Source organism: Undibacterium sp. Ji42W, assembly GCF_049340405.1.
Taxonomy (GTDB): domain Bacteria; phylum Pseudomonadota; class Gammaproteobacteria; order Burkholderiales; family Burkholderiaceae_D; genus Undibacterium.
On the sequence record NZ_JBMPOV010000011.1, the window covers coordinates 1 to 15,337 of the forward strand.

Sequence of the window (15,337 nt, forward strand, 5' to 3'; positions counted from 1 at the left end):
CATCCCGAACAGGACCGTGAAACGATTACGCGCCAATGATAGTGCTGCAACCAGTGTGAAAGTAGGTTATCGTCAGGCTTTTATTCCGCATCCCCCCGCTTATTCAGTTAAGCGGGGGTTTTGCTTTTGCGCAAACGGAAAAAACATGAAACCTCTTCGCCTCTCACCGCAGTAGGGCGCGCCGTGCGCACCGCCGTTTCATCGGCCAATCGTGATTTACTTGCCGTACGGCGCATCAGCCAACGACACTGGGCACAGCCTGCGCTGGAGCGACGGATTCGAGGGCAACTCTCGTGTCATCTGAACGACTTGCTGCCCGCATCGTCCGTACTGCTGGCGGAATTGTCGTGCAGTCTTTGCATCCGGATGCACCTGTTTTAAAGTGGAAACTTAAAATCGTCGCTCATGCGTAGCAGGAGGCTACCAGGCTGGCGCTTCAGCACGTTCGTGGATTAACGAAGATGTCCGTATGTATGAATAAGGAGCAGAGTTGATTGGCGAAGGGCCGTATGCGTATGTTGCGCTCAGCCTGAGACGCGACTATTAGCAGTTGCTTTAACGTACACATATGTTGCAATACTGCGCAAGCCAAAATGACATAAAAACGGATCCGCGCCCTCAAAAAAGTCCGCCAAACCTTTCCTGCAAACTCAAACCACTGTCTTGTCGATGTTCAGGATCCAGGGCCTGGCTTAACAAATTTTCTGCTGGCCGAAAACAAGCCCGGTACAGATCGCGGCAGAGTCGGTAAGCCTCATCACCCAGCCAACCCTCAGGCCGGAGAGTGCTTGGCAAATTGGGATCGTGCAATTGAGTGCGGCGAAAACTGTGTATCAGCAGGCTGCGGATGACAAATGCCGCATGCTCATGAAGATACTGTCCTTGCACCAGTTTTTTCAGTGGTGAAAATGCTTCAATAAAATTCTTGTAGGCGATATTTACTTCATCGAGTTGCCAGTGGCTGGCGATCAGTGATGGTAGCGGGCGGGCATTGGGCAAGTTCAGATCACTGGTGCGGCATACTGTACATAATCCAGCGAAGCCGTTACGTCCCAGCACATTTTGCAAGGCTGCAGTATCTGCCTGGGGATGGGCAAATACGCCGGCATTGATCATGCGAAACCCCTCCCACAGCAATTCCTTTTTAAGGCTTGCTTTATTGCCGGTGGATGTGTCGTCACCACTCATGATGACCAACGTCCAGTAGTGATCCCATTTGCCATTTTGTGGCACATATACACGCTTATAGGCATGCTGGAACCTCGCATAGCTTGCTGTCGCTAGTTGATAAGTGCTGCGTCGGCCATCCCGTTTGGCTTCCAACCAGCCTTCTTCGGCCAGTCTGAAGACGCTGGTACGTACTAATCTGTCATTAATCCCAAAATGACTCATTAATGAGATTAAACTACCTAGCCATATCGTACCGCCATGCGGGGCAATGGCATCGCCAAATACAGTCATCACCAGAGATTTTGCCCTGGGTGGATTATTGCTGAGTTGCTGGTCTATCCAGGTTTGGATGGCAGTGCTGGTCTGCATGCGGCTGTGTAAGTGGTTGTATGTGTTATTGGTTGTTGTCCAGATTTTACCTATGGTGTAGCTAATGAGGGGCAAATACCTCAAAAAATTAAAATGATACAAAAAAAATTCAACATCAATAAAAACTGTATCATATAATTGTTTAACACAGATCAATCTTCCATGTTCGCGTCCCCAGGATGCCAAGGAGTGTTTCATGTATGCACAATTAGTCGAGACTGGCTTGAGCAAGCTCAAAACTGCAGAAGAGTTGACTGACGCCGAGCGTGCTTTTCAGGAGCGCATCGATGCCGGTATCCGTATTGAAGCCAAAGACTGGATGCCAGATGCCTACAGAAAAACCTTGGTACGGCAAATCTCTCAACATGCGCATTCCGAAATCGTTGGTCAACTGCCCGAAGGTAACTGGGTGACCCGCGCGCCCAGCTTAAAACGCAAAGCCATCTTGCTGGCAAAAATCCAGGATGAAGCAGGTCATGGTCTGTATCTTTACAGTGCTGCCGAAACCCTGGGTGTATCACGCGACGAGTTGCTGGCCGATCTGCATTCCGGTAAAGCCAAGTATTCTAGCATCTTCAATTATCCGACCCTGAGTTGGGCTGATATGGGGGCCATAGGCTGGCTGGTCGATGGTTCAGCCATCATTAACCAGATACCTTTGTGTCGCTGCTCTTACGGTCCTTATTCACGCGCCATGATACGCGTTTGCAAGGAAGAATCCTTTCATGCTCGCCAGGGTTACGACATTATGATGACCTTGTGCCGTGGCACAGCAGAACAAAAAGCCATGGCGCAAGATGCACTGAATCGTTACTGGTGGCCTGCGCTAATGATGTTTGGCCCGTCTGATGCAGCATCAGTGAATAGTGCGCAATCAGCGCAATGGCGTATCAAGCTTTTTTCCAATGATGAGCTGCGTCAGCGTATGGTGGACCAGACCGTACCGCAGATAGAATACCTGGGCCTGCAATTACCTGATCCCGCCATTAAATGGAATGAAGAACGCGGCCATTATGATTTTGGTGAAATCAACTGGGATGAGTTTTACCAGGTCTTGAAAGGCAACGGCCCCTGTAACCGCGAACGCTTGCGTACCCGTGTCAAGGCATATGACGATGGTGCTTGGTTCCGTGATGCCTTGCAGGCATATGCAGACAAGCAGCAACTGAATAAAAAAAGTGCATAAAAAAAGTACCTAGGAAAACTGGAGACAGATCATGAGCAAAGAATGGCCCTTGTGGGAAGTATTTATCCGCAGCCAGCACGGCCTGGCGCACAAGCATGTAGGCAGCCTGCATGCACCCGATGCAGAAATGGCGATCAACCATGCGCGTGATGTCTACACGCGCCGCAATGAAGGCGTCAGCATATGGGTAGCACGCGCCAGCGATATTTTTGCCAGCAGCCCTGGTGACAAGGAAGCTCTGTTTGAACCATCGAACAGCAAAGTTTACCGTCACCCGACCTTCTTCCCCATGCCGGATGAAGTCAAGAATCTGTAATTGAACTCTGCCTATACATCATTTTAAATAATTCTGGAGATTTGAGATGTCAGAGAATGAGTTGAATCACAAATTCAATTACAAGTTCAATCATGTTTTGCGTCTGGCAGACCATGCCATGATACTCAGCCAACGCCTGTCGCAATGGTGCGGCAAAGGGCCAGCGCTGGAAGAAGACATGGCATTGACCAATGTTGCCCTTGACCTGATTGGCCAGGCGAGGCTCTGGTATGCCTATGCCGCAGAACTGGAAGGCAAGGGCCGTACAGAAGATGATCTGGCGTTTTTGCGTGATGCCCACGACTTCCATAATTTTTTATTGCTCGAACAGCCGAATGGCAGTTATGCCGATACCCTGATGCGGCAATTCCTGTTTGATACCTGGCATTACCACTATCTGCAAGCGCTGAAGCAATCCACCGATCAGCAGATAGCTGCTATCGCAGAAAAATCCTTGAAAGAAGTCACCTATCATTTGCGTCGCAGCAGTGACCTGGTGGTACGTCTTGGTGATGGCACGGAGTTGAGCCAGCAAATGATGCAGACCGCGCTTGATGAATTGTGGCGATTCACTGGTGAAATGTTCATGGATGACGAGATTGATGTCGCCATGCACGCGTCAGGCATTGCCTCTTTGCCTTCAGATTTGAAAGCTGCCTGGGATACTCATCTGGCCGATGTCATACATGCCGCCACCTTGCGCTTGCCAGATGCCAATAGCTGGATGCAAAAGGGTGGCAAGCAAGGCGTACACACTGAGCACATGGGTTTTTTGCTGGCAGAAATGCAGTTCCTGCAGCGTGCCTATCCGGGGGCGCAATGGTAGCTTCTGCCATGGACTATGTACTAAATCCACCTGCCAGCACAGGGCAGATATGGCAATGGCTGGGAGAGGTCAGTGATCCTGAAATTCCTGTCATTTCAGTGACAGACTTGGGTATTATCCGCACAGTGGAATGGCAGGAGGGGGAGTGCGTTATCACAATTACCCCCACTTACTCCGGTTGCCCGGCCATGGACGTGATTGCCGAAGAAATTGGAAAGACACTACAGGCGCATGGCATCAATACACCCAGCATTGTTTATCAATTGTCACCCGCCTGGAGTACAGACTGGATGACTGAAGTAGGCAAACAAAAGCTGAGCGGCTATGGCATCGCACCACCACAGCAACAGGTGGTGGATATCTCCTCCATCCAGCGTTATCGCGAAATACAGCCAGCCATCGCTTGCCCGCAATGCGGTTCTGTTGATACTCAACTTGTCAGCCAGTTTGGATCAACTGCATGTAAGGCTTTGTACAAATGCCGGGCTTGCCTGGAACCTTTTGATTACTTTAAGCCGCACTAAGCGAATAATAAGAATAAAAGGAGACCACTCTACATGAGTAAATTTTACCCGCTGACAGTCAGTCAGATACGTCTGGAAACCCGTGATGCCGTGGTGTTGAGCTTTGCCGTACCAGCCGATTTGCAGGCGCAGTTTGCCTATCGTGAAGGGCAACATCTGACCTTGCGTACAAAGATAGCAGGGGAAGATATACGGCGCTCGTACTCAATTTGTTCTGCCGTGCAGGATGGACAATTACGTGTAGCCATCAAGCGCGTGCAGGGTGGCGTATTTTCCAACTGGGTGCATGACAGCTTGCGTCCAGGCATGGCTATTGAAGTCATGCCTGCCATGGGCCATTTCAATTTGCCGCTGGCGGCTGAACATGAAAAGCACTATCTGGCATTTGCCGCGGGCAGTGGCATCACGCCTTTGCTATCCATCATCAAGACTACGCTGCAGACAGAACCGCATAGTAAATTCACGCTGGTGTATGGTAACCGGGCATCATCGACTGTCATGTTCAAGGAGGAACTGGCAGCATTGAAAGACAGTTATCTGCAGCGCCTGAACCTGATCTACATCATGAGCCGCGAGCAGCAGGATATAGACTTGTTCAATGGCCGTATCACCGCTGAAAAATGTCTGAACCTGTTCGATCGGTGGATACGCGTAGACGACATGGATGCCGCCTTCATCTGCGGGCCGGAAGAAATGATGCACGCAGTCAGCGCAGCCTTGCAACAGCGTGGCATGTCCAAAGAGCAGATCAAGGTCGAGTTGTTTGCCGCCAGCATACCTGCGCACCGACATGTCGCCAGCACCAAGCCTTTGCCTGGTAAATCATCTTGCGCTGTGATGATTATCATGGATGGTCATCACACTCATTTTGACATGGAGAAAGACAAAGAATCCGTACTGGATGCCGCCCTGAAGCTGGGGCATGATATGCGTTATTCCTGCAAGGGTGGCGTCTGTTCTACCTGCCGCGCCAAAGTGCTGGAAGGCAAGGTCGATATGGACAGGAATTATGCCCTTGAAGATTATGAAGTGGCGCGCGGGTTCGTGTTGATCTGCCAGAGTTTCCCGGTCAGCGATACCCTGACTTTGGATTTTGATAGCGAGAATTGAATGGACTATTCCCACATCCTGTTTCATATCAGCGACGGCATTGCGCACCTGACCCTGAACCGACCTGAAAAACTCAATAGCTTCAACGTTGCCATGCATTTGGAAATACAGGATGCACTGGCTACATTGCGGGCTGATGCCTCGGTACGTGTCATGGTATTGACCGGTGCCGGGCGCGGCTTTTGTGCAGGCCAGGATTTATCTGACAGAGCCGTGAAAGCAGACAATGCGGCCGACGCTGCGCCTCCTGACTTGGGTGCATCCGTAGAAAAATACTATGCACCGCTGGTGCTGGCCTTACGTGCTTTGCCCATCCCGGTTATTTGCGCCGTGAATGGTGTGGCAGCCGGTGCTGGTGCCAACCTGCCACTGGCCTGCGACATCGTATTGGCTGCACGTTCTGCCAGTTTTGTTGAAGTGTTTTGTCGGCTGGGTCTGATACCTGATACCGGCGGCACTTACTTCCTGCCACGCGCACTTGGTACCGCCAGAGCCATGGGTGCAGCCATGTTGGGTGGAAAAATTAGTGCTGAGCAGGCAGAGCAATGGGGCCTGATCTGGAAATGTGTGGATGATGATCAGTTGCAGGCAGAAGCCATGGCCTTGGCCACGCATTTTGCATCTGCCCCCACCAAGGGACTGGCCTTCACCAAGCAGGCAATCTACGCTAGCCCGCAGCACACCCTGGAACAGCAACTGATATTGGAAACTAATATGATGCGTGAACTGGGGCAAAGCGAAGATTATCGCGAAGGTGTGGCGGCTTTCGTCGAGAAGCGTGCGCCCAAGTTTGTTGGCAAGTAATTTTGATTGGCCTGAGGAAAAGCATAGATGAGCACAGAGACCACGCAATTTGCCAAAGACAGTCAGCACATGGCAGAACTCACTGCCGCCGCCATGTTCGCCAGCGATGCCGCAACACGCGGGCTGAATATACAGATAGCTCATGTGGCCGAAGGTACGGCGACACTCAGCATGTTGATCAGACCTGACATGCTGAACGGGCATAAAACCTGCCACGGCGGTTATTTGTTTACCCTGGCTGACAGCGCTTTTGCCTTTGCCTGCAATAGCCGCAATCATGTCACTGTCGCTGCCGGATGCAGCATAGAATTTCTGTCACCAGGGCGCGAAGGTGATGTCATCACCGCGACTGCGACAGAGCAATCACTGACTGGCCGCACCGGTATCTACGATGCGCGTCTGACTAATCAACATGGCCAATTGATCGCGCTGTTCCGTGGCAAATCACATAAGCTGAACGCGGAAGTTGTACCGGGTCTGGTATTGCAAGAAAACGCAATTCCAAATTGAGCTTGTGTTTGGCCATCAATCATAGAAACGAAATCAGGATAAGTGAGCGGGAGACAAAACATGGCAGACAACACAGACAGAAAAAAAGCTATAGGCCTGGACGCAATAGAAACCGCCAGCAAGGATGAACTCCAGGCCCTGCAATTGCAGCGACTAAAATGGACCTTGCAGCATGTGTACAACAATGTTCCACATTACCGCGCCAGTTTTGATGCAGCGGGCGTGCATCCCGATGATTTGAAAACCCTGGCCGACCTGGCGAAATTTCCATTCACCGGCAAGAAGGATTTGCGCGACAACTATCCCTTCGGCATGTTTGCCGTACCGCGTGAAAAAGTAGTGCGGGTGCATGCTTCCAGCGGCACCACGGGTAAACCGACCGTGGTCGGTTACACGCAAAAAGATATTGATACCTGGGCAAGCCTGGTAGCACGTTCGATACGCGCTGCTGGTGGCCGTGCAGGCGATATCGTGCAGATTTCATATGGCTATGGCCTGTTCACCGGTGGTCTGGGGGCGCATTATGGGGCAGAGCGACTGGGGTGCACTGTCATCCCCATGTCTGGCGGGCAGACAGAAAAACAGGTGCAACTGATACAGGATTTTCAGCCATCCATCATCATGGTCACGCCTTCTTATATGCTCAACATCATTGAAGAAATGACGCGTCAGGGCATAGATGCCGCCAATACCTCTTTGCGTATAGGTATCTTCGGTGCCGAGCCGTGGACCGATGCCATGCGCAGTGAAATCGAAACGCGTGCCGGTATTGATGCCGTTGATATCTATGGCTTGTCAGAAGTCATGGGACCGGGTGTTGCCAGTGAATGCATAGAAAGCAAAGATGGCCCGGTGATCTGGGAAGACCATTTTTATCCTGAGATCATCAATCCTGAAACTGGGGAAGTCTTGCCTGATGGCGAAGAAGGCGAGCTGGTTTTCACATCTCTGAGCAAGGAAGCTTTCCCCGTCATACGCTACCGTACCCGCGACCTGACGCGCTTACTGCCGCCGACTTCACGCTCCATGCGCCGCATGGGTAAAATCACCGGGCGTTCTGATGACATGCTCATCATCCGTGGTGTAAATTTATTTCCCACGCAAGTAGAAGAACTGATACTCAAACATCCGCAACTGGCGCCGCAATATCAACTGGTGGTAACGCGTGAAGGTCATATGGACAAGCTTGACATCGTAGCTGAACTGCGCCCCGAAATATCTGGTACCTTGTCAGAACAGGATGTTCAGCACCTGCGCCAGCAGCTGGAACACCATATCAAAACCTTTATCGGTGTCAGTTGCCATGTCAGCATACTGCCAGCCAACAGCATAGAACGCACCATGGTCGGCAAGGCCAGGCGTGTTGTGGACAATCGTAAAAAGGCTTGAGTAAGCCAGTCAAAAAATAAGAGACAAAGGAAAGAAAATGGAAGCATGGATATGTGATGCCGTAAGGACCCCATTCGCCCGTTATGGCGGTGCCATGGCCAGCATACGTACCGATGATCTGGCAGCTTTGCCGATCAAGGCATTGATGGAACGTAATGCTAGCGTAGACTGGAAAATGGTTGATGATGTGTACTACGGCTGCGCTAACCAGGCGGGCGAAGATAATCGCAACGTGGGTCGCATGGCTGCACTGCTGGCTGGCTTGCCGGTAGATGTGCCCGCAAACACCATCAACCGTTTATGTGGCTCCAGCCTGGATGCCATAGGCATAGGTGGACGTGCCATCAAATCAGGTGAAGCATCGCTGATCATTGCCGGTGGCGTAGAAAGCATGACGCGCGCACCCTTTGTCATGGCCAAGGCGGATAGCGCTTTTTCACGCGCAGCGAAGATAGAAGATACAACTATAGGCTGGCGTTTTGTGAATGCCTTGATGAAGGCAAAATACGGCATAGATGCCATGCCGGAAACCGCAGAAAACGTTGCGGAACAATTTGGTATCAATCGCGCTGATCAGGATGCGTTTGCCCTGCGCAGCCAGCAACGTTGGGCCGCTGCCAACGCTTCCGGCTTTTTTGCTGGGGAAATCGTCCCCGTCAACATCCCGCAAAAAAAGGGCGAAGCCATTTTGTTCACTACTGATGAACATCCACGTCCTGATACAGATATCGACATGTTGTCCCGCCTGAAAGGCGTGGTCAAACCAGGTGGCACAGTCACTGCCGGTAACGCGTCCGGCGTGAATGACGGTGCCTGCGCTTTATTGCTGGCTTCAGACGTTGCAGTAAAGCAGCATGGCTTGACACCCCGTGCACGTATCGTCGGTATGGCAACGGCGGGTCTGGCGCCACGCATCATGGGTTTTGGCCCATCACCGGCAACCCGTAAATTGCTGACGCAAACCAGATTGAGCTTGGCACAGATGGATGTCATCGAACTTAATGAAGCCTTTGCGGCGCAAGGGCTGGCAGTGACGCGTGACCTTGGTCTGGCCGATGATGCGTCACATGTCAATCCAAATGGCGGTGCGATAGCGATAGGCCATCCACTGGGAGCATCTGGTGCTCGCCTGGTAACGACAGCACTGAATCAACTGGAACGCATCAATGGCCGTTATGCTTTGTGCACCATGTGCATAGGCGTAGGGCAAGGGATTGCACTCATCATCGAACGTGCCTGAAGCTAAGGAAGTGGCATGAGCATATATGCAATTGATGGCCTGATACCGGTGGTGCATCCCACAGCCTACCTGCACCCCAGCGCCACATTGATAGGCGATGTGATCGTCGGGCCTGGCTGTTATATCGGTCCGTCTGCCAGTCTGCGCGGCGACTTTGGCCGTATCGTCCTGGAACAGGGGGCGAATGTGCAGGATACCTGCGTCATCCATGGTTTTCCCGATAGCGACACCGTGGTGGAGCAGGATGGGCATATCGGCCACGGCGCAGTCTTGCATGGCTGCCGCATAGGCAAAAACGCCATGGTGGGTATGAATGCTGTTGTCATGGATAAAACAATCATTGGTGAATCTTCCATCGTGGCTGCCATGTCCTTTGTTAAAGCCGGTATGGACGTGCCACCACACAGCCTTGTCATGGGCGCACCAGCCCGTATTGTGCGTGCTTTGCGCGACGAAGAAATCGCCTGGAAGACAGAAGGTACGGCGCAATATCATGCCCTGACCAGACGCTCACTCGCCAGCATGCAGGAAGTGGAAGCGCTGACCGCCGTCGAAGAAAATCGCCCACGCATTGCGCTGGCGGCAGGCTTGCCAACTTATGGCACCAAGTCCTGATCCTGAATATCTGATTATTTAAGAGAGTAATCCATGAAAATTTTGCAAAGCTGGATAGCTGGTGTATGGACAGGTGCGGAAGCTCAACAAGTCTTGCATAGCGCCATCGATGGCAGCGCGATCTACGCCAGCCATGCCGAAGCTCTGGACTTCAGCGCAGCGCTGACTTATGCAAGGCAGACTGGCCTGAAAAACTTGCTCGCGCTGGACTTCCAGCAGCGTGCCTCCATCTTGCGCGCCCTGGCCAAATACCTGAACGAACACAAGGAAGAGCTATACGCCATTTCCTCTCACACTGGTGCAACGCGTAGTGATAGCTGGATAGATATAGAAGGTGGTGCAGGCACCGTATTTGCCTACGCCAGTATAGGCACGAATGAATTCCCTTCCGGGAATGTAGTGCACGAAGGCCCAGCCATACCATTGGGCAAGCAGGGCCATTTCTCAGGCACGCATATCCTGGTGCCGCGCCAGGGTGTGGCAGTGCATATCAATGCCTTTAACTTTCCAGTTTGGGGTTTGCTGGAAAAGTTTGCTCCCAGCTTTTTGGCTGGCATGCCTTGCATCGTCAAACCAGCGACTGCTACCTCGTATCTGACCGAGGCACTGGTCAGGCAAATTCATGCCAGTGGCTTGCTGCCTGAGGGCAGTTTGCAACTGGTCATTGGCTCCACTGGCAACTTGCTTGATTTGCTGGAAGAAACCGATATCGTTACCTTCACCGGTTCTGCTGCAACGGCAGCGCAACTGAAGGTGCATCCGAATATAGTGCGTCGTTCTATTCCTTTCAATGCCGAAGCTGATTCACTGAATTGCGCGATACTGGGTCCGGATGTGTTGGCTGGTGATGAAGAGCTGGACTTGTACGTCAAAGAAGTTGTGCGTGAAATGACAGCCAAGGCCGGACAAAAATGCACGGCCATACGCAGGGCCATGGTGCCCGCTACGCAACTGGATGTGGTGGCAGAAAAAATCCGCGCCAGGCTGGAGAAAACCGTCATCGGTGACCCGCGTCTTGAAGGTGTACGGATGGGGCCGCTGGCCAGTCTTGCACAGCAACAGGATGTACTCGCCAGCATTCAGCAACTGGCAGCAGGTAATCAAATCATTTGTGGTGGCGCTGTACCCACGCAATTGCAGGGGGAAGGACTGGATCTGGGCGCTTTCGTTTCCCCGACCCTGATCGTCTGCCGTCAACCCATGCAAAACCAGGCAGTACATGAGATTGAAGCTTTCGGCCCGGTAACTACCCTCATGCCTTACCAGGACATGCAGGAAGCCCTTGCACTGGCGGCAAAAGGTTGCGGCAGCCTTGTGGCAACCCTTGTCACCAAAGACCCGCATATCGCTGCCATGGCGATACCGCATATGGCGGCACGACACGGTCGCCTGATGATCTTGAATGCCGAGTCAGCGCCAGAATCAACTGGTCATGGTTCACCCTTGCCACAATTGAAGCACGGCGGCCCTGGTCGTGCTGGTGGTGGTGAGGAATTGGGTGGCAGCCGTGCTGTCAAGCACTACTTGCAAAGAGCTGCTGTACAAGGATCGCCGACCATGCTGGCAGCCGTGACGGCGGAGCATGTGCGTGGTGCGGCTGTGCTGGAATCTGACATTCATCCTTTCCGCCGTTATTTTGACGATTTGCAGATCGGGATGTCCTTGCTGACCCACAGGCGCACTGTAAGTGAAGCCGATATCGTTGCCTTCGGTGGTTTGTCCGGTGATTTTTTCTATATGCATTTTGATGAGATCGCTGCCAAAGAAAGCCCTTTCGGCAAACGCATTGCGCATGGTTATTTTGTGCTGTCGGCGGCTGCCGGTTTATTTGTGTCCCCAGCACCTGGCCCTGTCCTTGCCAACTATGGACTCGACACCTTGCGTTTTATCAAACCGGTAGGCATAGGTGACACCATCCGTGCACGCTTGACCTGCAAGCGCAAAATTGACCGGCAAAAGAAAGATGTCAAAGGTGTGGGGCAGGGCGTGGTAGCCTGGGATGTGGAAGTAACTAACCAGGATAATGAACTGGTGGCGTCCTATGATATTTTGACCTTGGTGGCCAAAAAGTCAGACGCAGTGTCCACATAGACATAAAAAATTGTTTGAATTTTAATAAATTATCTTTAAGCTAATGAGCCGGCTGGTATTTCATTGAGAAATTCAATTGAAATACCAGCCTGTGTTACTTTTCAGTGTAAGGTTTTGTCAATATTCTTCAAATACGCTCTTCTGCCTCCCGGATTATCTTCAAATTCTTGCCTGATCTGATACTATTTCTTCAATACCCAAGCCATCAAAATCATCCAACCTCCTTAATTTCACCCCATGGACATATTCGTTACCAATGACGAAGTAGAACAGTGGGAACGCGAATTGCCAGGTTTGCGGGGGATGGAATTATTGGAGCTGCAGTTAAAGCTTGCCTGGCACTTGCGCCAACGTGACACTCTCAGGGCACTTAAGCTGGCCCAGGCCACGGAAAATCTCACTGGCGAATTGTTCCTTTCTGATGATAGCGATGCAGGCAGCACTGCAAGGCTCATACGCGCCCGCCTGCTGCTGATCCGCGCTGAAGCTGCATGGCTGTTTGGCGAATTTGATCAGGCGGCGCAGTTGTCTGTGCAATCTCTGAAACTGTCAAATGGTAATAGCTCCGACCTGGCTGCGTGCTGCACCGCAGATGCACATTTTTTGCTTGCTAGTGTTAATTTGCAAAAAGGCGAGGTGCCAGTCGTTGAATCAGAAATTGGCTTGGCTGTTCAGTTTGCCCTTGTGGCAAAAGATAAGATGCGCGAAACCGCCGCAGAATCTCTGCTGGCCAATCAACTGGTGTTGCGCAACTTGCCTCTGGCACTTGAACGCTGGGGAGAAAGCCGCAATCCAGAAAGCCAGAGTAGCGATCTTTTCTTGCGCAGTTATATCAACGAATTTTTAATGTATACCTACTCCCTGACCAGTGACTTTGGTGCATCCGCAGGGCGTGGCATACAGGTATTTGAATTCGCCAGAAATTATGGGCAAAAGCGCCGCATGATCACTGCTGCCAGCAATATAGGTGATGCCTTTAACAGCATGAGTGATCATCAGTCTGCCTTGCACTGGATACAGGATGGGCTTGATCTTGCCAGAGCAGCCGGATGGCCCAACAGCATAGCCAGTTGCCTGGTGCAGATGTCAGAGACCCTGCGCAGGTTAGGTCGTCTGGATGCTGCCAAGCAGATGCTTGAAAATGCCTTGCCCATATTAGCCAAAGTGGTAGGGGCACGCGCCCATTTACTGGCCTTGCGTTATCTCGGTGATTTGTCGCTGGACATGGGTGACTATGCAACTGCGCTGACCACCTTTTTTGAATTGATTTCCTGGGCTGATAAAAAGAATCATCTGGATTTTCGTATAGGCTCACGCCGTGGTTATGCTAATGCCTTATCCATGCAGGGACAGGCCAAGGCGGCATTGACTGTCGCGCTTGAAGCATTGACGCTGGCGCGACAAAGCACGGATGGCTACCGGCATATTGAAGTCTTGCGTGTGCTCGCCGCTTTATACACGCGCCATAGCTTGCCAGAACCTGCACAAATGCAAGCTGCCAGCGCTTCCCTGCATTATCTGCGCATGGCACTTGACCTCGCTGACAATATCAGTGGTTTTACCATACCTCCAGACCTGTATGAAGAAATTGCCCATGCCTATGCGGCTGCCGACAATTTTCGCCAGGCCTATGAGTTCGGACAACTGGCACTCATTGCCCGAGAAAAAAGTAACAAGCTTGCTTCTGCGAACCGACTCAATGCCATGCAACTAAGCCAGCAGACTGAACGCATGAAGGCTGAGAGTGAGCATCTGCGCCAGCTGGCAGCAGCAGAAGCGCAACGCGCCAAAGTCTTGCAACAAACCAGCATCGTGCTGGAAAAATTGGGAACCATAGGGCAGGAAATTACTGCCAGCCTGGATGCGGCGGCAGTCTTTGAAGCTTTGAATCGGCACGTCCACGACTTATTGCATGTGACCGCTTTTGTCATCTACATGATGGATGATGATCAGCAAAGCATGACCTCAGCCTTTGGTGTTGAAAATGGGATGCCGATAGAGCCAGATACCGTTTACATGTCCAGCCCGGTGTCGAACTCTGTGCGCTGCGTCAAAGAGCGCCGTGAAGTTGCCATCGAGCTGGCTGCCGAAGACGAACTGCCAGGCTTGATACCGGGTACGGAAATGGTACACAGCATGCTGTTCGCGCCATTGATCATAGGCGACAGGATACTCGGTGCGATGACGATACAGTCTTCGCGTCAGCATGTGTATGGCGACAGGGAAAAAATGATTTTCCGTTCGCTATGCGCATATGGTGCGATTGCTCTCGGTAATGCAGATGCCTATATGCGCTTGCAAAAAACCCAGGAGCATTTGCTTGCGCAGGAAAAACTGGCGGCCCTAGGTTCGCTGGTAGCGGGTGTTGCGCATGAACTCAATACGCCGATTGGGAATTGCCTGCTGGTTGCCAGTACCTTGCAGGATGGAAGTCGCTTCCTCAGCAGCAAACTGGCAGGGCAAACCTTGCGTCGATCAGATTTAAATAATTTTTGTGAAGAGGTCAAAACCTCGTCAGAAATATTGATGCGTGGCCTGAGCAGTGCTGCGACCCTGGTTAGCAGTTTCAAACAGGTGGCAGTAGATCGCACCTCTGAGCACAGGCGCAGCTTTGATCTGCGCCAGGTCTTGCACGACATTATTGCCACCCTCAACATTCGCATTACCCAAACTGGTCACAGCATACAAGTTAACGTGCCGTATAACATCCATATGGACAGCTACCCGGGCTCTTTGGGCCAGGTGATCAGCAATCTAGTCGAGAATTCCATTTTGCACGCCTTTGATAAAAGACAGGCGGGCCACATGGAAATCAATGTCAGCACGGTAGATGGCGAGCGCGTCCTGATCGTCTTTAGCGATGATGGCGAAGGCATACCCGAAGAAAACCAGAAACGGATTTTTGACCCGTTCTTTACCACCAAACTGGGACAGGGGGGTAGTGGTCTTGGGTTGAATATCTGCTACAACATCACCGCCTCGATTCTGCACGGACAACTCAGCGTTAAGAGCAGTCTTGGAAGTGGCACCAGTTTTTATCTGGATTTACCTCTCGTTGTTTGAGTTTCCTTTGAGTTTGTGAAATAACAATAATTGTAAAAAACAGTATGCACAAAATCAGGTTTTTAGAAAAAACGACGCTTGAATTTGATCCTTGTCAAGTATCCTTTTTTTGTTGCATTTACTT

13 protein-coding genes are annotated in these 15,337 nt (G+C 51.5%); 12 read left to right on the top strand and 1 reads right to left on the bottom strand.

Going from position 1 to position 15,337, the window contains the following annotated elements:
• Positions 1-618: 618 nt before the first annotated feature.
• Complete coding sequence (gene paaX, locus ACO0LG_RS22150) at positions 619-1,539, bottom strand: phenylacetic acid degradation operon negative regulatory protein PaaX (protein WP_423029730.1); 921 nt, start codon at positions 1,537-1,539, stop codon at positions 619-621.
• A gap of 196 nt (positions 1,540-1,735) precedes the next feature.
• On the opposite strand from paaX, the gene paaA reads away from it, so the two are divergent.
• The 12 genes from paaA to ACO0LG_RS22210 all read left to right on the top strand — a co-directional run bounded on the left by paaA (position 1,736) and on the right by ACO0LG_RS22210 (position 15,213).
• Complete coding sequence (gene paaA, locus ACO0LG_RS22155) at positions 1,736-2,725, top strand: 1,2-phenylacetyl-CoA epoxidase subunit PaaA (protein ID WP_423029731.1); 990 nt, start codon at positions 1,736-1,738, stop codon at positions 2,723-2,725.
• Positions 2,726-2,756: 31 nt separating this feature from the next.
• Positions 2,757-3,041 (top strand): 1,2-phenylacetyl-CoA epoxidase subunit PaaB, encoded by a 285-nt coding sequence (gene paaB, locus ACO0LG_RS22160; RefSeq protein WP_423029732.1) that lies wholly within the window; start codon positions 2,757-2,759, stop codon positions 3,039-3,041.
• 46 nt (positions 3,042-3,087) lie between these two features.
• The gene (gene paaC, locus ACO0LG_RS22165; protein WP_423029733.1) at positions 3,088-3,867 is read left to right on the top strand and encodes a 1,2-phenylacetyl-CoA epoxidase subunit PaaC; all 780 of its coding nucleotides are present in this window, start codon (positions 3,088-3,090) and stop codon (positions 3,865-3,867) included.
• Positions 3,861-4,391 carry a 1,2-phenylacetyl-CoA epoxidase subunit PaaD gene (gene paaD / locus ACO0LG_RS22170; RefSeq protein WP_423029734.1) on the top strand — a complete coding sequence of 177 codons (531 nt, stop codon included), beginning with the start codon at positions 3,861-3,863 and terminating at the stop codon, positions 4,389-4,391. Before paaC ends, paaD begins: the two co-directional genes overlap by 7 nt.
• 33 nt (positions 4,392-4,424) lie before the next feature.
• Entirely contained in the window at positions 4,425-5,501 is a 1,077-nt protein-coding gene (gene paaE, locus ACO0LG_RS22175; protein WP_423029735.1) for a 1,2-phenylacetyl-CoA epoxidase subunit PaaE, read from the top strand.
• Positions 5,502-6,305 (top strand): 2-(1,2-epoxy-1,2-dihydrophenyl)acetyl-CoA isomerase PaaG, encoded by an 804-nt coding sequence (gene paaG / locus ACO0LG_RS22180; protein ID WP_423029736.1) that lies wholly within the window; start codon positions 5,502-5,504, stop codon positions 6,303-6,305.
• Between the two features lie 27 nt (positions 6,306-6,332).
• Positions 6,333-6,815 carry a hydroxyphenylacetyl-CoA thioesterase PaaI gene (gene paaI / locus ACO0LG_RS22185; RefSeq protein ID WP_423029737.1) on the top strand — a complete coding sequence of 161 codons (483 nt, stop codon included), beginning with the start codon at positions 6,333-6,335 and terminating at the stop codon, positions 6,813-6,815.
• Between the two features lie 60 nt (positions 6,816-6,875).
• Complete coding sequence (gene paaK / locus ACO0LG_RS22190) at positions 6,876-8,204, top strand: phenylacetate--CoA ligase PaaK (protein ID WP_423029738.1); 1,329 nt, start codon at positions 6,876-6,878, stop codon at positions 8,202-8,204.
• 37 nt (positions 8,205-8,241) lie between these two features.
• Positions 8,242-9,444 carry a 3-oxoadipyl-CoA thiolase gene (pcaF, locus tag ACO0LG_RS22195; RefSeq protein ID WP_423029739.1) on the top strand — a complete coding sequence of 401 codons (1,203 nt, stop codon included), beginning with the start codon at positions 8,242-8,244 and terminating at the stop codon, positions 9,442-9,444.
• 15 nt (positions 9,445-9,459) lie between these two features.
• Complete coding sequence (locus ACO0LG_RS22200; protein ID WP_423029740.1) at positions 9,460-10,059, top strand: phenylacetic acid degradation protein PaaY; 600 nt, start codon at positions 9,460-9,462, stop codon at positions 10,057-10,059.
• Between the two features lie 33 nt (positions 10,060-10,092).
• Positions 10,093-12,150, top strand: a complete 2,058-nt coding sequence (gene paaZ, locus ACO0LG_RS22205; RefSeq protein ID WP_423029741.1) for a phenylacetic acid degradation bifunctional protein PaaZ — start codon at positions 10,093-10,095, stop codon at positions 12,148-12,150.
• 237 nt (positions 12,151-12,387) lie between these two features.
• Complete coding sequence (locus ACO0LG_RS22210; protein WP_423029742.1) at positions 12,388-15,213, top strand: ATP-binding protein; 2,826 nt, start codon at positions 12,388-12,390, stop codon at positions 15,211-15,213.
• Positions 15,214-15,337: the final 124 nt, after the last annotated feature.